This window comes from Micromonospora sp. WMMD558 (assembly GCF_049315255.1).
Classification (GTDB): domain Bacteria; phylum Actinomycetota; class Actinomycetes; order Mycobacteriales; family Micromonosporaceae; genus Micromonospora.
The window spans coordinates 6029549-6050111 of record NZ_CP186061.1; the positions used below are offsets into that span (position 1 = coordinate 6029549).

17 protein-coding genes and 1 pseudogene are annotated in these 20563 nt (G+C 71.0%); 12 read left to right on the plus strand and 6 right to left on the minus strand.

What is annotated here, in order from left to right:
• The first annotated feature begins 341 nt into the window (after positions 1–341).
• Positions 342–1418, plus strand: coding sequence for a DUF4314 domain-containing protein (locus tag ACN26Y_RS28530; protein ID WP_422733871.1), 1077 nt, complete (start codon positions 342–344; stop codon positions 1416–1418).
• A 30-nt stretch (positions 1419–1448) separates the two neighbouring features.
• Here ACN26Y_RS28530 and ACN26Y_RS28535 read toward each other — a convergent pair whose 3' ends face one another.
• A complete protein-coding gene (locus ACN26Y_RS28535) occupies positions 1449–2099 on the minus strand; it encodes a hypothetical protein (protein ID WP_422733872.1) in 651 nt (216 codons plus the stop codon).
• Positions 2100–2627: 528 nt separating this feature from the next.
• Between ACN26Y_RS28535 and ACN26Y_RS28540 the strand changes: the two genes are divergently transcribed.
• The 7 genes from ACN26Y_RS28540 to ACN26Y_RS28570 all read left to right on the plus strand — a co-directional run bounded on the left by ACN26Y_RS28540 (position 2628) and on the right by ACN26Y_RS28570 (position 9301).
• Positions 2628–2930: a hypothetical protein gene (locus ACN26Y_RS28540; RefSeq protein ID WP_422733873.1), complete on the plus strand. Its 303-nt coding sequence runs from the start codon at positions 2628–2630 to the stop codon at positions 2928–2930.
• 253 nt (positions 2931–3183) lie between these two features.
• The gene (locus ACN26Y_RS28545) at positions 3184–4302 is read left to right on the plus strand and encodes an AAA family ATPase (RefSeq protein WP_422733874.1); all 1119 of its coding nucleotides are present in this window, start codon (positions 3184–3186) and stop codon (positions 4300–4302) included.
• Between the two features lie 12 nt (positions 4303–4314).
• The gene (locus tag ACN26Y_RS28550; protein WP_422733875.1) at positions 4315–5913 is read left to right on the plus strand and encodes a vWA domain-containing protein; all 1599 of its coding nucleotides are present in this window, start codon (positions 4315–4317) and stop codon (positions 5911–5913) included.
• Between the two features lie 437 nt (positions 5914–6350).
• A complete protein-coding gene (locus ACN26Y_RS28555) occupies positions 6351–7334 on the plus strand; it encodes a DUF4192 domain-containing protein (protein WP_422733877.1) in 984 nt (327 codons plus the stop codon).
• A 21-nt stretch (positions 7335–7355) separates the two neighbouring features.
• Positions 7356–7874 carry a hypothetical protein gene (locus ACN26Y_RS28560; RefSeq protein WP_422733878.1) on the plus strand — a complete coding sequence of 173 codons (519 nt, stop codon included), beginning with the start codon at positions 7356–7358 and terminating at the stop codon, positions 7872–7874.
• Positions 7875–8250: 376 nt separating this feature from the next.
• Positions 8251–8625 (plus strand): hypothetical protein, encoded by a 375-nt coding sequence (locus tag ACN26Y_RS28565; RefSeq protein WP_422733880.1) that lies wholly within the window; start codon positions 8251–8253, stop codon positions 8623–8625.
• A 166-nt stretch (positions 8626–8791) separates the two neighbouring features.
• Positions 8792–9301 (plus strand): HAD domain-containing protein, encoded by a 510-nt coding sequence (locus tag ACN26Y_RS28570; RefSeq protein WP_422733881.1) that lies wholly within the window; start codon positions 8792–8794, stop codon positions 9299–9301.
• A gap of 81 nt (positions 9302–9382) precedes the next feature.
• On the opposite strand, the gene ACN26Y_RS28575 is transcribed toward ACN26Y_RS28570, so the two are convergent.
• Positions 9383–10012: a hypothetical protein gene (locus ACN26Y_RS28575; protein WP_422733882.1), complete on the minus strand. Its 630-nt coding sequence runs from the start codon at positions 10010–10012 to the stop codon at positions 9383–9385.
• A gap of 439 nt (positions 10013–10451) precedes the next feature.
• On the opposite strand from ACN26Y_RS28575, the pseudogene ACN26Y_RS28580 reads away from it, so the two are divergent.
• Positions 10452–11365, plus strand: a pseudogene (locus ACN26Y_RS28580) (IS5 family transposase).
• Positions 11366–12102: 737 nt separating this feature from the next.
• Here the strand turns inward: ACN26Y_RS28580 and ACN26Y_RS28585 are convergent.
• Both ACN26Y_RS28585 and ACN26Y_RS28590 read right to left on the minus strand, forming a co-directional pair.
• Entirely contained in the window at positions 12103–13146 is a 1044-nt protein-coding gene (locus ACN26Y_RS28585) for a hypothetical protein (protein ID WP_422733883.1), read from the minus strand.
• A complete protein-coding gene (locus ACN26Y_RS28590; protein ID WP_422733884.1) occupies positions 13143–13715 on the minus strand; it encodes an RNA polymerase sigma factor in 573 nt (190 codons plus the stop codon). The genes ACN26Y_RS28585 and ACN26Y_RS28590 overlap by 4 nt, the downstream gene beginning before the upstream one ends.
• 367 nt (positions 13716–14082) lie before the next feature.
• Here ACN26Y_RS28590 and ACN26Y_RS28595 point away from each other — a divergent pair, with 367 nt between their 5' ends.
• Positions 14083–14286: a tyrosine-type recombinase/integrase gene (locus tag ACN26Y_RS28595; RefSeq protein WP_422733885.1), complete on the plus strand. Its 204-nt coding sequence runs from the start codon at positions 14083–14085 to the stop codon at positions 14284–14286.
• Between the two features lie 376 nt (positions 14287–14662).
• Here ACN26Y_RS28595 and ACN26Y_RS28600 read toward each other — a convergent pair whose 3' ends face one another.
• Positions 14663–15709 carry a DUF2637 domain-containing protein gene (locus ACN26Y_RS28600; RefSeq protein ID WP_422733887.1) on the minus strand — a complete coding sequence of 349 codons (1047 nt, stop codon included), beginning with the start codon at positions 15707–15709 and terminating at the stop codon, positions 14663–14665.
• Positions 15706–18690, minus strand: a complete 2985-nt coding sequence (locus ACN26Y_RS28605) for a BTAD domain-containing putative transcriptional regulator (RefSeq protein WP_422733888.1) — start codon at positions 18688–18690, stop codon at positions 15706–15708. Before ACN26Y_RS28605 ends, ACN26Y_RS28600 begins: the two co-directional genes overlap by 4 nt.
• Positions 18691–19489: 799 nt before the next feature.
• Between ACN26Y_RS28605 and ACN26Y_RS28610 the strand changes: the two genes are divergently transcribed.
• A complete protein-coding gene (locus ACN26Y_RS28610; RefSeq protein ID WP_422733889.1) occupies positions 19490–19717 on the plus strand; it encodes a hypothetical protein in 228 nt (75 codons plus the stop codon).
• 209 nt (positions 19718–19926) lie between these two features.
• A complete protein-coding gene (locus ACN26Y_RS28615; protein ID WP_422733890.1) occupies positions 19927–20355 on the plus strand; it encodes an NUDIX hydrolase in 429 nt (142 codons plus the stop codon).
• The last annotated feature ends 208 nt before the right edge of the window (positions 20356–20563 follow it).

Consider the following 20563-nt stretch of genomic DNA (forward strand, 5'->3'; position numbering starts at 1 on the left):
GCAGGTGCCATCGGGCGGTGTCCGCGAATCGCTGAACGGTGCGCTGCCGACTACATCGACGCGACGCCAGCACGGCCGTGTACGACCAGCGCGGCTCCCGCCGAGCGATCGCATCTATCACGCCGCCCTTGGGCCGGCGGCCGAAACAAGCACGTCCGCTGCGCCGGCCGCCCGACCGGGCGGCCGCACTGTTGATGGAGGTTCCTCGTGAATTGCTTGACCCTGATCGGTGTCACCGCCTCCGGCGGCACCTACGTCAGCCGGCTCCTGCGTGTCTGGGCCGCGCGCTACCACACCATCCTCAGCGCCCGCTCGGCTGACGCGACTGAGGGGAGGCGGCGGTGACTTTTCAGCCGGGCGAGCGCGTGGCGCTCGAGCACACCAGCGACCCGCACACCCTGCTGCGCCCCGGTGACGAGGGCACCGTGCGCCGCTTCGACCCGGAACAGGGGGTCCTGGACGTGGAGTGGGACAGCGGGTCCCGCCTGGCGATGCTCCTCGACGCCGGCGACCGCGTCCGCCGCATCCACATCGGCGATTTCGACGGCTGGGAGCGGGTTCTCGAGGTGCTGCGCGCGGCCGGGGCGGCGGCGGGACGGTCCGCAGCCGAGTGGTGGGCGCAGAATGCTCTCGGCGGCCGGGCACCCGGCAATGTTCGCCGGCGGGCGCGGGAGATCCTCGCCGGGGTGGACAACGGTGATTCGGCGGTGCTCGACGGGCTTCCCGTCGCCGACCGGTATGTCCTCGTTGAGGACCGCGACCGGTACGCAGAGCACGCCCCGCCGGACGCTCCGGCGTGGGAGACGCTGACCGCCCGCCAGTCAGAGGAGGCGCGGTGGGCGTGGTGCGATGGGTTCGACGAGGCCGCCGAAGCCGAGGTGGCCCGGCAGTCCCGGATCGTGCTGCACCCGCACGGCGACGACCGGGACCTCAGCCACATGCACCCGGACCGGCTGCGGGTGGGTGGCCCGGGGGTGTTCGCGGGGGACTGGGCGTGGACGACGAACGCTGAGGGGGACCTGCGGATCCCGGTCGGGTTCGCGGGCACCCTGGTGGACACCTGGAACGGGTGGGCCGTGTTCACCTGCACCCGGCAGGTGGCGGAGGCGATCGTCTCCGACCAGCAGGCGGCCCGCGACCGCTACCGCCGCCAGCTGGCCGCCTCAGGGGTCACGGGTGAGTGGTTGGACCGCATGGTGGACCAAGCGTTGGCTCGGCTGTGGTTCGACGGCGACGTCATCGTCGCGGACGAAACCCGAGTGCACGACGACCCAGCCGCGATCGACCGCATCGCCCCCGACGCACAGGGTCGGTACGTGGTGATGGGCCGCTCCTGGACTTGGACGGCGGTGCACCCGTACGACTGCGACCGCATCACCGGCCACATCCCCGACCCGCCACCAGAGCCGACTTCCTGAACCCGATCCTCCGCCCCCAACCGGACGTGATCACAGGGACAGCCGGTACCAGGAGCCGGCGGTGATCACATGCAAGACGGCTCCGCGGCCGACAGCCGTGACCCGAGCCGGCAGCGGAGCCCCGCCAGGCAGCACGAGCCGGTACTCGCCGACGACGCGCATCGCCGGGCCCGTCAGGTCACCCACGACGAGGCGGTCACGCTGCGGTCCGTACCCGCCGAGCAAGCCGACCCGGGTGCCGCTGACCACCACCGCCCTCGCCCCGTCGACCTGGTTGCGCCAGCCGGTGACCGCGCCATCGCGGATCTGCACGATGGGGAAGCCGGTGTAGTAGCAGGTCCACACCGCGTCGTCGGTGACGTTGAGGGCGTAGCAGTCGCTGATGGCATCCCACTCGTTGTCCACGTGGGACGGGAATCGCCACTCCGGCTCCAGCTGGGGTGAGAAGCGCACCAATCCGCTGCTGCCGATTGGTGCGGCGGTGTCGGTGTCGCCCCAGCCGTAGTTGCCGTAGACGCCCTCATCGAAGTACCCCGCCCACACCTCGCCTGAGGTGGTGGTGAGGACGTGTTCGATGCCGTCACCGAGCGTCGCCCGGGCCTCGATGCGTCCGTCGCTGTCGTAGACCACGGCGTTGCGGTCCGGGCCGTCGGCCCGCCACCGGCACCTGGCGCCGACCACCAGCACCGTCGGTCCGGCAGGGGCTGGATCGACGGATGGGCCAGCGTCAACTCGGCCAGCGGCGTGACATCGGCCTCGTGGCCCGTCTGCCTGCTCACGCGAGCAGCCACGGGTCGGGCGGCCGTCGGATCAGGGAAGGTCGCCCAACCCGGTTGCATGGTGACCGACCGCAACGCCGCCTCGTCCGTGCGCGCCGACCACAGCGCTACCAGCTCACCGGCAGGTCCGATCGACGCCGACACCAGCACATCACCACGCTCCGGCCGTACCAGCGGCACACCCTCGTCGAGCTCCCACGTCGGCAGCGCCCGGGTCTGCTTGCCGTTGCGCCGGCGGCCCTTCCAGCCCTTCACCCCGACACCTCATCACCCCACCCGACCCCTCCGCCAGCCAGTTCCACCGCGGCGGACACCACCAGCCAGCGGCCAGCCCAGCCGCGAACAGAGAACTAAGGCCCGCGGCATCCGCTGGCACCCCGCCCGAACGGTCGACATGACAGCGACCGATCCCCGCGCAAGGAGCATCCGCATGTTCGACACCTGCGCCGACGAGTTCGGCGACTACGCCCACGAGGAGATCCTGCAGGCCCTCGTGACGCACCTGCTCACCAGCGGCGACCTGGACCAGCTCTGCGACGATGCCGACCTGCCGCAGCTCACCCACGCCGACGGCACCCCGGTGACCATCACCTCCGCCCGCGCCTACCGGGACGCCGGGGTGCTGACCCTCGACCGCGGGGTGTGGCTCGAGCTGTCCGACGGCAGCGTCTTCGGCCTGACCGTGACCATCACCCGCCGGCCCCACGACGAGGTCACCCTCCGCCGCCGCTAACCGCCGGCACCGGGTCGACTTGATCAATCCGGGATCGGCTGCGTTCCTTGTCGTCGCCCACCACCGGTGCCGGCGACACCCCGACCGGGCAGCCACCTCGCGGTTCGCCCCTTGATTGCAAGCACGTCACGGAGGTCGCCGGGCCGACCCTGCCACGGGCCGCCCGCCACCACCGTCTCCGCCGCGCGGAACCCGCACCGCCCGCGCACCCCGGAGACGGGTGCGCGGGCGCCCTACGACAGGAGAGCCCCGCATGGACCCTGCGACCCCACCCACCGCCGCCCCGCCCGATTCGGGCGACGCACGCCGGCCCGGCTACCTCTACCGGCAGGTCGCCGCTCATCTCGCCGCCCACCCCGATCAGGTTCTCAAGGTCGGTGACATCACCAAGGCGCTGTCGGCGCGGTCGACCGGCGCGGTGTTCGAGGCGCTGAAGAAGATGGCCGCCGCCGGCTACGCCACCCACCACACCGGCCCCCACCGGTTCCAAATCACTAAGGCCGGGATCGACGCCGCCGGGGCGATGCCACCGCCTGCCCCGCATACACCCCGCCAAGGACGTCGCGGGGCAGGTCGACGGCAGCCGGTCACCCGCCCCAACGGCGACCTGTACTTCCCTCGGAAGCTCGCCGGAGCCACCGATGTGGACGTGCTGCGCCGGCTACGCGACAAGCGTATCCCGGTGCTGCTCTACGGGCCGCCGGGCACCGGCAAGACCGCCCTGGTCGAGGCCGCGTTTCCCGACCTGCTCACCGTCGCCGGCACCGGCGACACCGTCGTGGAGGACTTCCTCGGCACCTTCATCCCCCTCCCCGATGGCGGGTTCGAGTACGTGTACGGGCCCCTCGTGGTCGCGATGCGCGAGGGGCGGGCGCTGCTCGTGGACGACGCCACCCTCATCCCCCCGAAGGTCCTCGCCGTCCTCTACCCGGCCATGGACGGCCGGCGGGTCATCACCATCCCTGGGTACCGCAACGAACGGGTGGAGGCGGTCGACGGGTTCTACGTCATCGCCGGCCACAACCCCGGCGTCCACGGCGCCATCCTCACCGAAGCCCTCGCCTCGCGGTTCGACGTGCACATCGAGGTCACCACCGACTGGGACCTCGCCCGCCACCTCGGCGTCCCCACCCCCGCCGTACAGGCCGCGATCGCGCTCAACGCCGACCTCGCCGCCGGGCGCATCGGGTGGGCGCCACAGCTGCGGGAGCTGCTCGGCTTCACCCGCGTCCGCAAAACCCTCGGCCTGCCCGCGGCAGTCGCCAACCTCGCCGGCCGCGCCCCCGAGGACGACCGCGAACACGTCCTCGCCGCACTGCGGCAGCACTTCGGCACCGACATCACCGCGCTGACCCTCGGCAAGCAACGCTGACAAGGAGAACCGATGCCGCACCCTTCCCACCATCTGCAGCCCGGCCCGGCAACGCCTACGGCCGGGGATCCGGACTGGCAGGTGTGGAGCGACGCCTGGACCCGACACGTCCCCACCCTGACCGGCCGCACCGACCTGACCGTCACCGTCGCCCCCGGCGCCGGCGGCGGCGCCCCCGCCTGCTGCTACCCCGACGCCGGCCGCATCGAAGTCGACGCCACCTACATCGGCACCCCCGACATCACCAATCCGGCACGCGCCGGCCACAAGCGGATCGTGCCGACCGCCTACGGGCTGCTCGTACACGAGGCCGCCCACGCCGCGCACAGCCGCTGGCGCACCCCACCCGGCACCCCACCCATTGTGGCCGCCGTCGCCGAACTGTTGGAGGAGTCCCGCATCGAGCACCGGCAGCGCACCCGCCGCCGCGCCGACCGACGGTGGCTACGGCACACCGTCACCACCCTCCTCGACCCCGGCGACGCCCCCGTGGACGACCCGTGGCACGCCGGCCAGCTCGCCGCCCTACTGCTCGCCCGCGTCGACGCCCGGATCCTCACCGCCAAGGACACCCGAGGGATCCGCGCCGCCGTCACCACCGTCCTCGGCCGTCAGCGGCTGCGGCAACTGCGGGAGGTGTGGCGGCAGGCCCACACCGTCGACGACAGCGACGCCGAGCAGATGATCGAGCTCGCGTGGCGGTGGTGCCACCTCCTCGACATCAACCCCCACCAGCAGCCCACCGCGCCGACACCGGACCTCGGAATGTTCCCCGGCCAACTCGCCGCCGCGCTCACCGACTACCTCGCCCACACCGCCGGCATGACACCCGCCGACTACACCGCCCACCACCTGGCGGCCCGACACGGGGCGCCCGCGACGTGGACCCGACGCGACCCCACCGACCCGGAACGCGCCGCCGCCCGCACCCTCGCCGCCCGACTACGACGCGCCCGCACCCACCCGGCCGAACCCGACACCCGGCCCAGCCCGGTGCCACCGGGGCGGCTGCGCACCCGCCACGCCATCACCGCCCGCGCCCAAGCCGACGCCGGCGCCATCCCCACCGCCGCCCCGTGGCAGCGGCGCACCACCCTGCCACCGCCCAAGCCGACCCTGCACCTGGCCGTGCTCGTCGACACCTCCGGCTCCATGCGCCCCTACGCGACGGCGATGTCCTCCGCCGGGTGGATCCTCGCCCACGCCGCCCGCCACCGCGACGCCATCACCACCACCATCGCCTTCAGTGGTACCGCCACCCTGCTCGTGCCACCCCGCCACCGACCGGCACAGGTCCTCGAGATGACAGCCGCCGGCGGCACCGCCGGGTTCATCGACGCGGTGAAACTCGCCGACACCCTCCTCAATCTGCGCCACCGCGGAGCGCTGCGCATGATGGCCGTCGTCTCCGACGGCCAACTACCCAACACCGACGCCGCCCAACGACTGATCACCACCCTGCACCACACCGGCTGCCCCGTGCTGTGGCTGCGCCCCGCCAACCTGGCCGGGCACACCTTCACCCACACCACCACCCTGCTGGTCGACAACCCGGTGCAGGCCATCGACGCCATCGCCGACGCGGCCATCACCGCCCTCCAGCGGGCCTGACACACCCAGCACCGGCAAGCCCGCCACCACCGGGGCTGCCTCCCGCAAGCGAGCTGCCGCGCCGTCACCCGGTGCCGCCACAGGTGGAGCGCCTTTGCTGACGGCGGCTTCCCCTTCCTTGCACCGCCGAACCAGGCCGTGCCCGGTCACCCCGCGCCGCCCGGGCACGGCCACACGGCCGTGCCCGGGTTCCCACCCGCTACCGGCAACGGCTTACATGCCGCCACCAGCCGGCCGCCGCCTACCGAGGCCGCGCTACCGGCACCTGCCTTGGTCTCGGCGCCGACCACATCTCCCCGGCCATCTGGCCACCCGACGAAGGGCCACCAACGCCAGCCGACGCACGGCGCCCGACGGCGGGATTGCGCCCTGATCAGCCAACCGCTCCCGCAGCCACACGACGGCCGCGGAGCCCGTCACCACAAAGGAGTTGCCCCATGCACCACGACCACCCGTCGCGGCTGCCGCTGACGTCGATCAGCGACCTGCTCGCCGCCGTGCCCTACCTGCTCGGCTTTCACCCCGCCGACAGCCTCGTCACCGTCGGCCTCACCGGCAAACGAGTCACCGTTGCCGGCCGCGCCGACCTCCCCGAGCCCGCCACCGTCACCGACTGGGTGCACATCGCCGCGAGGCAGCACCTCGCCCTGCTGCGCAACGTCGACGCCACCACCGCGATCCTCATCGGCTACGGACCCGCCACCACGGTCACCCCGGTCATCGACACCCTCACCCCACACGTCGAAGCGGCCGGCATAACCATCCTCGACGCGCTGCGCGTCACCGACGGCCGCTACCACTCCTACCGGTGCCAGGACCCCCGCTGCTGCCCACCCGACGGGACGCCATTCGACCCGCACCACAGCCCCACCGCCCTGCACGCCATCGTGGCCGGACAGACCGCGCTGCCCGACCGGGCAGCTCTCGTGGCCAGCGTCGCCCCCACCAGCTCGGCCGCCATGACCGCCGCCACCCGCCGGGCACAGCAACGACGGCTGACCGTCCTCACCGCCGCCGGGCGGGCCGGTGTCATCCGCGCCGGACAACAGGCCGTGAACGAGGCGGTCGCCACCTACGCGGCCGGCAACGTGCTCACCGACGACGAGGCGGCCTGGCTGACCGTCCTGTTGATCGACGTCGCCGTCCGCGACCTCGCATCAGAGGCCACCGGCACCGAAGCCTGGCACCTCTCCCTGTGGACCGACCTCACCCGCCGCGCCGACCCCCACCTCGCCGCCGCCCCCGCCAGCCTGCTCGCCTTCACCGCCTGGCGGCAGGGCCAAGGCGCCCTCGCCGCCGTCGCTCTCGACCGCGCCCTCACAGCCGACCCCGACTACCGGCTCGCCCGCCTCATCGACCACGCCCTGCGCCACGGCATCCCACCCACCGCCCTCAACGACCAGCCCGACCCCACCCTCTAGCCCGGAGCGAGGAGCACCAGCATGACCACCCCCGACGCGGCCCAGCAGCCGCCCACCCTGGAGTCCGTCCTGCGGCAGGCCTGGGACGCCTTCCACCCCGGCCAACCCGCCCCACTGGGATGGCTCACCCACACCACCACCCAACTCCACGCCTACCTGCGCGAGCAGCACCCCACCCCACCCGCCCCGCCCTCGACCGAAACGACCTCCGTTACCCGCCTGCGGCGGCAGATGTGGCAGGCGCTGCGCGACGCTACCGCCGAACACGACATCGATCCGGACGTCGCCGATCGCATCCTGCACAACGTCGACCTGCCCGGACTCCCCCGCCGCTGGCAGGTCCGCCTCACCCTCCCCGTGAAGGTAGAGGTCACCGCCACCAGCCGGGAGGACGCCTTCGACACCGCCGAAGACCTCATCAACACCGCCCTGGCCGCCAGCGGCCACGACAGCAACATCGACTGGGACGCCGCCACCCGCGATGACGCCACCCCCGGCGACCTGGACACCGCCGGTGACGAACCCGCGGACCTGCGATGACACCAAGCGGCCGAGATAACTCGCAGGTGGTCACGACCGGCTCCTGGCGGGCCGTAGTGGCGGCGACTTGATCTATCCGGAAAGTCGAGCGTGACTGCACCCGGCCGCCGCTCCGGCGGACCCGACAGCGACATCCCCACATTGCTGGCCGGGGCGGCGGCCACCCACCGCCCATATAGGGGGAAAGGACCAGCCGCGGATGGTGCACCTCCGTCCGATACCCGCTGGCGTCACCGACGTGCTGCCGTGGCTGCTCCGCCACCAACGTCGCCGCCGCCTACCCCCGACCGGACGGGCCAATGGGCCAACCTGCACTGCCCGTGAGGCAAACCGTGACCGCCGCCGCGCCGCCCCAACTTCAACAGGAGGAGCATTCATGGATCCCGCGCCCGACGCCAAGGTGTCCCATCACGTCCTTAGCGTCGGCGACCCCGACCTCGGCAAGTCGCGGCTGCTGTCGCGGCAGTGCGACACCTGCATCTTCGCCCCCGGCAACCGGATGCACCTGGCGCCCGGACGGTTGCGCGACCTCGTCGCCGAAGCCCGATCGCGGGAGTCGTTCATCATCTGCCATGACACACTCCCGCACTACAAGGACCCCGAGGTCAAACCGGCCATCTGCCGCGGCTTCGCCGACCGATACCGCACCCAGGCACTGCAACTCATCGAGCGCCTTTTCGGGTTCGTCGAGGTCGACCCGCCGCAGCCACCACACCCCCACACGACACCGCCGCAAGGCCTTCACCCGTGACTCGCGCGCGTCAGCGATCTCATCGCCGCTACGACGCTGCCGCCGTCGAAGGCGAGCTCAGCAAGCGGTTCCGGCGCCGCACGCTGCCGCGACCAACGGATGCACCTGCAACAGGTCAAGAGACCGCCCGGCTCAGTGTGAACGGACCCGATACCGTTCGGAAGTGATGCCAGGCCATACCGACCGTCCCTTGATCTTCCTCGATGTGGACGGGACGCTGATCCCGTTCAAAGTCCGGCCCGTTCTCAGCGATCGGCCCTCGGGCGGTGGCGACGTTCAGCCGACGAACGGGACCGGCAACCCTCTGCTCGACCGGCTTGACCCAGACGACGGGCGCCGACTGTTGGCGCTGGGATGCCCGTTGGTCTGGGCGACAACGTGGATGGCCGAGGCGAACGACGTCATCGCGCCAGGGCTCGGGCTTCCGGATCTGCCCGTCGTCGAGTGGCCGGACGACGACGTCGCTCCGGCACACGGTCTGCACTGGAAGACCGTGTGCCTTACCCAGTGGGCGGCCAGACGCCCATTCGTATGGCTTGACGACGAAATAGCCGATGCCGACCGGAGCTGGGTGGCGGCCCACTACCCAGCGAGGGCACTACTCCACCGCATTGACCCCTACATCGGCCTCACCGAAGCAGACTTCTCGCTGATTCGCCGATGGCTCGCGCGGTGACAACAGGTGCTGACGTAGCCGTCTCAGCTGCTGCGGCTACGTCAGCATCCAACGGGACGGAAGCGGCAAGGCCTGCCCGACCTAGTGAAGAGCCAGGTCGTCGGTGGAATCGTCGAGCACAACGTCGATCTCAGCAGCAGAAGGGATCTTGAGCGTGAGGCTTCCCGCCGCGGCCAACGCTTTCAGCGTTACGAGCACCGCGTGGTCCCGGTACTGCTTCTTCGCCGCAGCCCTCATCACCCGGTCAAGTACGTCACGGACGCCGTAAACCTCTATTGGCCCTGCGCCGACCTCTTGTTCCGCGCACCAGGCCCGGATCCGCTTCTCATCCTCACCTTTCGTCGGCCCTGCGAACCGCCCCACATAAAACCGAAGGTGAACCTGCGACGGACTGTACCCGTATCGTGATGCGGCCCCGAGCAGCACGGCATCTCGCACACTCTGGTCGTTCAGGAGCGCGTAGAGCTTCCGAGCGCGGACGTTCTCGGTGATTCCGAGGACATGGTCGGCAACGACACCGCGAGATCCAAACGCAGACTTCACAGAGGCCAAGACCAACTTGTCGCGACGCGCCGCGACAAGATCAACCTCGAAGCCGTGGGTCTGTCGCCCGCTGGTTGTCTGCCGGGTAACCGGGAACTTGATCGCTTCCGATACCACGAGCTGCTCATCTTCCAGCGCCAACGCCACCATAGACTCGAACGCTTCCACGAGCCTGACCCTACTGGCGGACCGCGCCCGCCTCACCCAGCGACTCCGTCCGCGCGCCATCTTCTGCCGCCGGAGAGAGCCCATCCGGCGCCGTTCACGGTGCGGCTGCGGCAACCTGTGCGTCTACAGCCAGTTGAAGATGGGTAGGCCCGGCACCGCTCCGGCCCCGCGGAGGGAATCACCGATGGCCGAGCCGCTGGCGCCCTTTAGCGGCTCTTCAAAACATTTGGCGGGGTTAGGCTCGCCGGGTGATGGTCGGCGGGTAGGGGTCGATGTCCGGCGAGATCAGTAGCGTCAACCGCTGATCCGACCCGAGGACTCGACGTGTTCACCCTAGGCAGTGTCTCGAAGTCGGGTGCGGCGTGTCGGTAGTCGATAGATGGCGAGGTCTCCGGTAGAGGGTTCATCGACCAAGAAGAACCTGAATACCGGAGACCTCGTGGCCACCATAGCGGTGACGAGGCGGCACGACCTGACCGACGTGCAGTGGGCGGTGCTGGCGCCGCTGCTGCCTGCCGGTAAGCGGCCAGGTCGACCGTCGCAGTGGGGCAAGCGGCAGCTCATCGACGGCATCCGGTGGCGGGTGCGGGTCGGTGCTCCGTGGCGGGACGTGCCGGCGTGTTACGGCTCCTGGCAAGCGGTGTATGCGCTGTTCAGGCGCTGGCAGCGGGCCGGGGTCTGGCAGCAGATCGTGACCGGGTTGCAGGTCCGGGCCGACGCGGCTGGGTTGATCACCTGGGATGTCAGCGTCGACTCCACCATCGCTCGGGCCCACCAGCACGCCGCCGGCGCACGCCGGTGCCCTCAGCAGCAGACCGAGCCGCCCGGTGGTGTGCGACGGAGCCGGGCGACCACGCCCTCGGGCGTTCGCGCGGTGGGTGGACCACGAAGCTGCGCTTGGCGTGCGAGCAGGGCGGCAAGCCGCTGTCGATGCTGCTGACCGCGGGGCATCGCGGTGACAGCCCGCAGTTCGCCGCGGTGCTGGCCGGTATCCGCGTGCCCCGCCTCAGCGCCGGCCGCCCCCGCGTCCGACCAGACCGAGTCATCGCCGACCGCGCCTACACGTCCCGCGCCAACCGCGCCCACCTGCGTCGGCGGGGAATCAAAGCCTGCATCCCCAGCAAGGTCGACCAGGACGCGCACCGCCGGGCCAAAGGCTCCGCAGGCGGCCGGCCACCCGCCTTCGACCCCGAGGTCTACCGCCAGCGCCACGCCGTCGAGTGCGGCATCAACCGCCTCAAACGCCACCGGGGCTTGGCCACCCGATACGACAAGCTGGCCGTCCGCTACGAAGCCACCATCCACGTCACCGCCATCAACGAGTGGCTACACGCACTTCGAGACACGACCTAGTTCGGCCACGGCCGGAGGACGTGGCCGAGGCGATCGGCCGAGGGCCCCGGACGGCCCGTCGCTACCTGTCGGCCGTCCATTGGAAGATGACCACCGCGACGGTCCGGCTGATCATGGAGGTCCCGATCCCCGCGCTGGTCAGTCACGCGGCCGTGTCCCTTCTGCCGACCCAACACCTCGGTGGCCCTGTTCTGGCGCCCGGCGATCCGGGTAACTGATCGCCCTGCCGGATTCAACTGTTGAGCTGCTGATTCGCCTGAGCGATGGTCCCGCGTGAGCTGCATCTGAGACATCCCGCCCGTCAGCGCCGTGACGGTGAGCAGGGCGGTCAGGGCGCGGCGGCGCGGTCCGCGCGGATCTCGGAGGCGGTCCGGGTCGACATCGCTGGTCTCCTCTGTAGTGCTGGCGGGAGCGGGGTTTCGAGGGCGAGGGGGGTGGGCCCCGGGGCGGCGCGCGCCCCAGGGCCCGGGCCGGGTCAGCCGACCAGGACTTCCTTGCTGGCGACGTGCCCACATAATTGCTTCAGCTTTCGATGCCCGGCAGAGAACAGGTCGAGCTGCTTCCCGGGGTCGGCCGGCTGCCACGCTGCCCATACGGCCTCTCCGGCCCGGGAGCAGGCGTCGACGACGTTGGTCTAGCCGGCGCCTCGAAAGCCGTCAGGGTCGTTGCGCCAGGCGGTGACGGCCTCCTGGCAGCGGATGCATTTTCTGCGGCGGCGGCATGTAAGGGTCCACTGCTCAGGGGCTGTAGACGGGAGTGTTCGTGGTGCCGCCCTGGATCTCGTACGTTCCGTCGCCGAGGTCCCGCGAGTCCAGCAGAGCCTGAGCTTGCCACTCGTCTGATGGCCACCTAGTTGCCATCGACCAGCGGATGCCGGTAAGCGACACCCTGCTCAGCTCCACACCGCTGAGATCGACTCCCGTGAAGTCATGCCGAGCGCGGTCGAGGCCGCGGGCGAGGCCGCGGACAAGGGCGAGGTCGCGGGCGCGGTCGAGGTCGCGGGCGAGGTCGCGGTCGAGGCCGCGGTCGAGGGCGCGAGCGAGGTCGCGGGCGCGGGCGAGGTTGAGGGCACGGTCGAGGCCGCGGTCGAGGGCGCGAGCGAGGTCGCGGGCGCGGGCGAGGTCGTGGGCGAGGGCGAGGTCGAGGGCGAGGGCGAGGGCGAGGTCGCGGGCGAGGGCGAGGTCGCGGGCGAGGTCGCGGGCGCGGGCGCGGGCGACGCGGACGAGGGCGAGGTTGAGGTCGGGGTTGAGGGCGCGGGCGAGGTCGCGGGCGAGGTCGCGGGCGAGGTCGCGGGCGCGGGCGTGGGCGAGGGCGAGGTCGCGGGCGAGGGCGCGGGCGTGGGCGAGGGCGACGTCGCGGGCGAGGTCGAGGTCGCGGGCGCGGGCGCTGGCGCTGGCCTGGTTAGTTGCCGTCGCGTTGGCGATCTCCAGGACGAGAGCGAAGGCGGCGATGACTGGGTGGTCGCGGAAAGCGAGTCGGCTAGCGATATCCAGCGACATCAGCCAGTTGGCGACCGCGCCTTCCAATTCTGACTGGTTGGGTGTCGGGCTAGGCTGATCTGTGTGCCTGGGCGCAGGTGAGGCCGGGGATGGTGCGGCTGTGTCCGGGGCAGGGGCGATGGCGCGGAGCCCTGTCTCGATGTCGAGGTCCAGGTCGTGGCCTGTCCGGGTGTGTTGCGCAGCGACGAGGACCTCGCGCAGGCCCGCTTCGACGTCGAGCAGGCCGTCGAGGTCGTCTGCGGTGATGGCGTGCAGGCTGATGAGCAGCTCGTCATGGTTCATTCGGTTTCTCCCGCCTGGCGGAAGCTTTCAGCGAGCGCGCGGCGGGCGAGCTTCAGGCTGCCTCGCACCGCTTGCGGTGTGATGTCCAGTTCGTCGGCGATCTCGTGCGGCTGGTAGCCGTCGAACGTCCACGCCATGACTTGTCGTTGCCGCCAGGGCAGCGTGGCCAGCAGCCGCAACACGTCATGCCGCTGCTCCCAGGCGGTGATGTCGGCATTAGCGGGCAGCAGCGGAAGGTCCTCCGGCTCGGTGGTCGTCTCGTGGCCGTAGCGTCGGCGACCGTATTGGCGGGAAGCGACGCGCCGGGTCCAGGCACGGGGATGTTGGATTGATGACCAGTTCCGGTATGCCTCGATCATGGTTTCCTGGGCGATGTCAGCGGCGTCAGCGAGGCCGGCGCCCATCCAGAGCAGGAAGTTGACCAAGGGCTTGACCTCTGTGCGGTAGAAGGCGCTGAAGGCTGCCACATCGAGCGGTGGTGTGTCGGGTCGTTGGCGAGCTGGTAGGCCGGGCGCCGCTGTGGGACGTGAACGTCCCGGTTCGTCGGACGGTTCGAGGACATCGTTCATCGGGGCTCGTTTCGGGTTGGGTTCCCGACGTCAACGGTGAGCAGGGTGCCGTCGTCGCGTTGTTCTTGTACTCGGCTGCCGGCCGGCAGGGCGGTAGCCGCCTGCAGGTAGTTGCGTCGTTCCCGTTCACAATGCAGCCGGAAGCGGAGCCGTAGCCATAGTGTCCCCAGAGACACGACGACCCCAAGGACCATCCACCCGATGCTGATCACGTCGTGAGCTGTCATCGCCGTTTCCCTTCCCGCCCGTGTACTCACCGTTTAGTGGATGGGGGACAGCCCTGGCGTGAAGCGCGGCGGCCAAGATCTTTGTAGGCGCGAGTCTTCGGGAGGCTTGCGGGCGGGCGAGCCCGGTCCAGGCAGACCGGGTGACCCTCGCCGTCGGCGCCGGCCTGCCCGCCCTACGCCCCCACCGGCTGCGCCGCTGCTACGCCACCCGGCTCCGCCAAGGCGGCGCCGACCCGGCCCAGGTTCAGGCCCTGCTCGGCCACGCCTCCCTCGACACCACCGCCCGCTACTTCCGCGCAGGCACCGCCGAACAGGCCGCCGTCGTCGAGCGCATCTTCGACTGACCCCGCAGCCGCAGGTCGGTTAGCGGCAAAGCCCGGGAACGCTGGGTGAAGGACTCGCAGAAGCTACCGCGCACTCTCGGCGTGTCGTTGGGATGTGGCAGAGCTGATCCATACCGTCAGTTCTCAGCGCTGCTGCAACTACACAACCTCCACTGTGCTGGCTCGCTTTTCGCCGGCGTCACCCGGGTGCTCCGGATACGAGCACGGATGTGGAGGAACGGTGGTCAAGGAGCAGTATCCGACGCGGCAGCGTTGGCGTGGTCCGTCCCCGCGAGTTGGGCGTGCGATGTCGGGGGCCACCGGTGGTGTTCCCACGATTCGCCTATCTCCGGCCCCCTCGACGCCCCGGAGCCGGCCTTGCAGGCGAGCAGTGGCTTCACGAGGCGCGCAGCCGGTCGGGGCGGCGGCTCGCGTCGTGCCCTTGGGGCGTGCGCCGCGGGGAGGGTGGCCAGTACCGTCGGACAGTTCGTTCGGACCGGCCGATTCTCGCGGCGATCTCGGCCGGATGCATCGACGGGTCGCGCCGGTACCAGTAGGCGACTGCCGCCGACGTGTCGGAGCGCGTTGCGGCGTGCCCGTCGCGGGAGCTGGCTGGCGCCGCCGCTGGTGATACATCGACGTCGTCGTCTCCGCGCTGTTGGTCGCGACGGTTGTCGTCAGGCAGGTCGCGCTTCGCGGGCACTCCGCGAAGATCGTCGCTGGGCGGCTCTGGCGCGTTGGCGGGCCTCGCAGCGGCGCGTACGCGGCCGTCACTTGCCGCACAAGTGTGAGGAGGTTCCGCGTATGCGGGGGCGGCGGCAGCCGATGGCGGCGCGACGGGCGGTTCTGCCGTGGTCAGGGGTTCGGTGAGGACACTGGCCTGTCGTCTGCTGGCGAGGGCGGGGCCGGACGTCGGCGTTGTCGCTGGAACCGGTACCGGGGCAACCGCCCGTCTGGTCGGCTGGTCGTGGCCGGCGGGAGCGGTGGCGGTGGCGCGGATGTGTCCGGTGATCTCGACCAGGCTGATGCTGGCGACCACGACGAGCCCGTCGACGGAGATCGGCAGTAGGTAGGCGGCGCCTGCGGCGGTCTCGCCGTGTCGGGCGGCGACACCGGCCATGTGCCAGTAGCTGACCCAGGCGGCGATGCCGGCGATGACGGCGGTCGCCAGCAGCCGCAGGATGGCCAGGGACCTGCGGTGGCTGGGTACCCGTGAGATCAGCTCCACGGTGAGCAGCAGCGCTAGCGGTGGCCAGGCGGCGATGATCTGGCTGATCAGGTTGGGTCGGGCGTGTAGGACGTTCGCGCCGATCGAGGCGGCGACGCCGAGGGTGAGCCCGGCGCGGACCGCCCACCGCAGCCGCCTCAGCCGGGCGGCTTCGGTACCACTCTGCGTGGCCGGGTGGTCGATGCCGGTGGGAACGGGCAGCGGTGTGGTGGTCATGCCGCGGCTCCGTCCTTAGGCGAGGGCCGCAACTGCGGGCGGTGTCGGGGCCGTTGGATCTGGGCCACGAGGTCGTCGGCGAGGGTGATGGTGTCGTCGCTGAGTTCGGCGTCGATCTCGCCGAGCGCGCGGGTCAACGCGCGCCGCAGCGCCCGGATCGCGTCGGCCTGCCCGAGCGCGGCGCGGGCGCGCATCGCCTGCCGGTACAGCTCCTCGGTGTACGGGTTGTGTCGGATCGCCACGTCCAGGACGGTGAGCTGCTCGGCCGGGTCGCCGGCGAGGGCATCGGCGAGCGCCAGGTACGCGTCGAGTGCCTGCTGGCGGACCGCTTCGCGGTACGGCTCGATCCACTCGTAGTCGGCGCCCTCGGCGAGGGGGCCGCGGTAGGTGTTCACGGCGCGGCGCAGCGCGGCGATGCGGTGCTGGGGGTCGGTGGCCTGGTTGGCGTCGCGGATCGCGGCCCGCATGCGCCACAGGTCGACATCTACCGTCTCGGGGTTGAGGGCGTAGCGGCGGTGGGGGTGGGTGAGGTAGCTGCCCGGGCCGCCGGTGCGGCGCATGGCGGCCCGCAGGTCCGACACGTAGGTGTACAGCCGCCCGGGAGCTTTGCTGGCCGGGGCGTCGGGCAGCAGATCGTCGAGGATCGCCTCGACGGTGGCGGTGCCGTCGTGCACGGCGAGGTACACCAGCACCTCGACGGATTTCTTGCGCAGCGGGGGCGGTGTCGCGGAGTCGACGATGCCGGGCGCGCCGAGCACGGTCACCTCCACCCTGCCCGGGAGTCGGTGCGCATCGCTGTCGGGTGTGTCGCCGGTGTCCGAGGCGTCAGCGGTGGCATCGGGCTTGGCGCCGTGGATGTGGTGCTGCCCGGTCGCGGTGTCGATATCACCGGGGTCGGTGTCCTTGTCGGGGTGGCTGCGGTCGGGGTTGTCGCCCATGCCCGAGGTGGTCGAGTTGGGCGTGGCCGGCGGGTTGGCCATCTCAGCCGGTGACGGACCGGCGGGCTGCGGCGTCACCACCCGTGGTGGCCGCCCGACGGAGGGCCCGGGCGCGCTCGGCACCGACACGACGGACTCGATGCGGGCCAGGGCTGGCGGCTGGCCGGTGTGGGACTCGGCGAGTGTGGTGAGCAGGTCGACGGTCTCGGCGGCGTGCAGGATGGTGAGCCGGCCGATGTCGGCGGGGTGGGCGCCGGAACGGGTACCGCTGTCGGCGGGGGTGGTCGTGGTGCCGTCGTCGGCGACGGTGACGGTGTCGCCGGGCGGCCACGGGCCGAGGAGCACGCCGTGGATGTCCAGGCGGTGGCCTTGGGCGAGCACGGCGGCGACACGGGTGCGGTCGTGGTGGTCGACGGCGTCGGCGTCAGCGAGCAGCATCACTGGCGGGACGGGTTCGGGGTGCGAGGTGGTGGCGCGTAGGTCGGTGATGGTGTCGGCGTCGTGCTGGTGGAGCAGGCGGGTGCGGTGCATCGCCTGTTCTTCGAGGACCCGGACGGCGTCGTCGAGGCTGGCGGTGACGGTCAGCCTCGGGGTGCGCGGCACGGTGACCCCGGCGCCGAGCAGGGTCGCCGCGGTCGCGGACGGTATGACCACCCGGGTGCGGGCGTCGGGGTGGTCCTCGCCACCGGCGGCGAGGGCGGCGGTGAGGAAGCCGCGGGCGGCGGCGTGCGCGCCGGGCCCGGCAAGGCCCAGCCCGGCCGGCGGGCACAGCGCGGGCATGGAGTGTCCGATGGCCGGCGCCAACGGCCGCCCGGCGGCACTATCGGCACCGGCGGCGGGAGTGGGAGCATCGTCGGAGACACGGTCGGCGGGATCGAGGCCGGGTTCGGTGGGGACGGGCTGGTCGCCGATGTGCACGGTGTCGTGCTCGTCGTGGCCTGTCGTGTCGCCTCTGTCGGCGGTGCGGCGCAGGCCGCGGCGGATCTGCCCGACCACGCGCGGCATCGGGGCCAGGTCCGGGTCGTCCGTGCGGGACGCGGTCGAGGGGCGGCGGGGCGAGTGTCGGCGTTGCCGGTGCGCCCAGACCAGCGCCACGGCCGCGGCGACGGCCAGTGCGAGGCCGACGTCGACCCAGCTTCCGCTGGGCAGGGACACGCCGGGGCGAGACGGCCTGCCGGTGTCGCTGTCCGATACGTCGGCGGTGGCCGGCGGGGTTGCGGTGCCAGGGCCCGTCCGGCTGGCGGTGGGCGCGCCAGCGCCGGAAGGGTGCGGCGTCATGGTGGCTGCTGGTCCGGCACCCGGCGGGGTGGCGGTTGAGGGCGTCGACGCGGGTAACGGCCGCGCGGCGGCAGGCGGGGTGGGCCGGGGCGGCTGTTTCGCCGGTGCTGTGGCGTCGGCGGGCAGATCAAGAGTCCAGCCGGGGTAGATCAGGTCAGGGTCACGCAGCGTCCCGCCCACGTCGGGAAAGTGGGTGCCGCGGTTGAGGGCGAAGATTTCCGGCCAGCGGTCGTCGTCGCCGAGGCAGCGCTGGGCGATTGCGGACAGGCTGTCCCCGCGGGCGACGGTGTAGGTGGCGGAAGCCTCGGCAGAGGCAGCAGCAGGTTGGGTCGGTGTGCCGCGATCGGCGGGCCGCACCGGCGGGCGGTGTGTGCTGTCGCCGCTGGTGGCGTCGGGTGCGGCTTGGGCGGGCGCGGCGCCGGCGGCGGCGCTGATGGCCGTGGCGCCGAGCATCAGCGCGGCCAGGTGCTGCAGCGGACCGGGCAGTCGCACCGTCGGTAGCCACCGCGACGCGCGGGCGAGCCGGTGGTATCCGCGCACGGCGGCGGTGGCGGCCAGCAGCGCCCAGATCGCCCATGCTCCCGCATGACTGAGGGCAAGGATGAACCCGCTGGTCACAGGTTGCCGGATGATGGCTCGCACCACGTCGGTGGACGGCAGGCCCACATCCGACAGTCCGATGTGTTGAACCAGGGCGGCCGGCACCGCGGCGATGAGGATCCCGTAGCCGAGTATGGCGGCCACCGATGATGCGCGAGATCTCATCGCCTACCTCCTGACTCGTCCGCCCGGGCATCCGCTGCGGTCCTCCCGGTGGCGAATCGACGGTATGGGCGGGCGACGTCGCTGGCGGCGGTCAGAGGGCTGACAGCACCTCACATCACCTCACGGCACCTCACAACCCCAGGTCAGCGCCCCTACGGCTGTCACATACCGCAGGGTGACGCGGCGGCGTGCCGCTCGGCGAACGGGTAGTGCCCCACGGTTCAGCCGCACCCAGGCCAATAAGAGGGGCTGCGATCAGGGGATGTCGTACCGGGCCGGAGACCTGGACCAGCGCCAAAACGCCTCTGCCTAGGAATGCCGAGCCGCGGACAGCATTTCCAGGTCATCCGAAAGGGCGAGAGCAACCGCCTCCGGGAACCTGCATCATCACCGAATCATCCGGCGCCCCATGGCTCAGCCACGCACCCCGTGGCCTGTGCTGCTTGCGCGGGTTATGGACAGGATCAGGCAGCCGGAACCGCGCCTGCCGGTCGTGGATATCGGCTGGTTGTCCGCAGCAGAAGCACAGTTGGCTGGTTACCACGACATGCTGCCGCACGACAGGGATCCGACGCAACGGGGCATCGGCAGGCGTGGCAGCGGGATGAGCATCGTCCCTTGGAAGCCGCGAACTAGCATTACGAGATCAAATTGACAGCGCTGACGGCCTGTGCGCATGCGGTCCTAGCAGCGGAAACACCTCTCGAAATCTCACACCACTCCCCTGCCATCCGCCGACCTCTTGCGGACTAGATGCGGACTGCTCGTCGCCGGAGCATTCGTGATCGAATAGTCGGCCATGGGGTTGGATGAGTGCCTGACGGAGCTGCTGGCCCAACTCGGGGATCGTGGCCTGGTCGCCATCGTCAAGATGGACGGCGAGCGCCAACGGGGCCGCTGGACGGTGCTGGTGTCGGGCAAGCCGCTGGGCGGGGAACTCGTGCGGTGGGACGGCGACGATTTGGACGCCGGGCTGTCGCGGGTGACGGCCAAGCTTCGGGAGCGGATTCCGGGACTGCTCGACTGAGCTAAGGCCTGGGTGTACAGCCACACGGTTTAGAATTGTCGATCACACTCGTTCGGCAACTCGCTGACCTGCTTCCTTCACTGGCGTGGAGCTTCTCCTTGTCCTGTTGCTGACCGTCGCTCACCCTGCTTTGCCGCCACACCGGGCACGCAACGGGCACGGCAGTTCGGGGGCCGAAGCCGCTGTGCCCGTCGTCGTAGGCTCTGGCGGTGAAACGCCCGCAAAAGGTTGTGGCCTACATCGTCCACGAGGAACAGCTGCTGGTGTTCGTCCATGCCGACAAGCAGTTTGATCAATCCGGCCTCCAAGATCCCGCCGGCACCGTCCATGACGGCGAGCTACCGGAACAGGCCGTGCTGCGCGAGGCGTTCGAGGAAACCGGCCTGCACGGACTACGCGTCGAGCGGTACCTCGGCGCAGCGGAGTGGGACGTGCGGCCCTACGCCGACGCGGTGCACGTGCGCCACTTCTTCCATCTAGCTGTCGAGGGCGCGAAGGTTCTGGACCGTTGGATCACGGAGGAACATGGGGACGGCGACAGCGAACCGATCCGTTTCGAGCTCTACTGGCTGCCTCTGGCCCAGGGGCACGTCCTAGCCGCCGGCCAATCTGCTTTGCTCGGCAGGCTCTTCGATTGACCGTGTCGGAGCGTCAGCTCGGAAGGACGAAGATCACCGCCGACAAGGACCTGGTGGGCCAGGCCAACCGAGGTAGTAGGTGACTTTTGTGCCCCCTGGTGACCACCCTAGGCGCCGGCTACTGGCACGTGGATGGCACGACGACCGACGAACCACGAGTTCGGGCTGCCTACCGCGGATTAAGCGGTGGTTCAATCGTCGCCGTGAC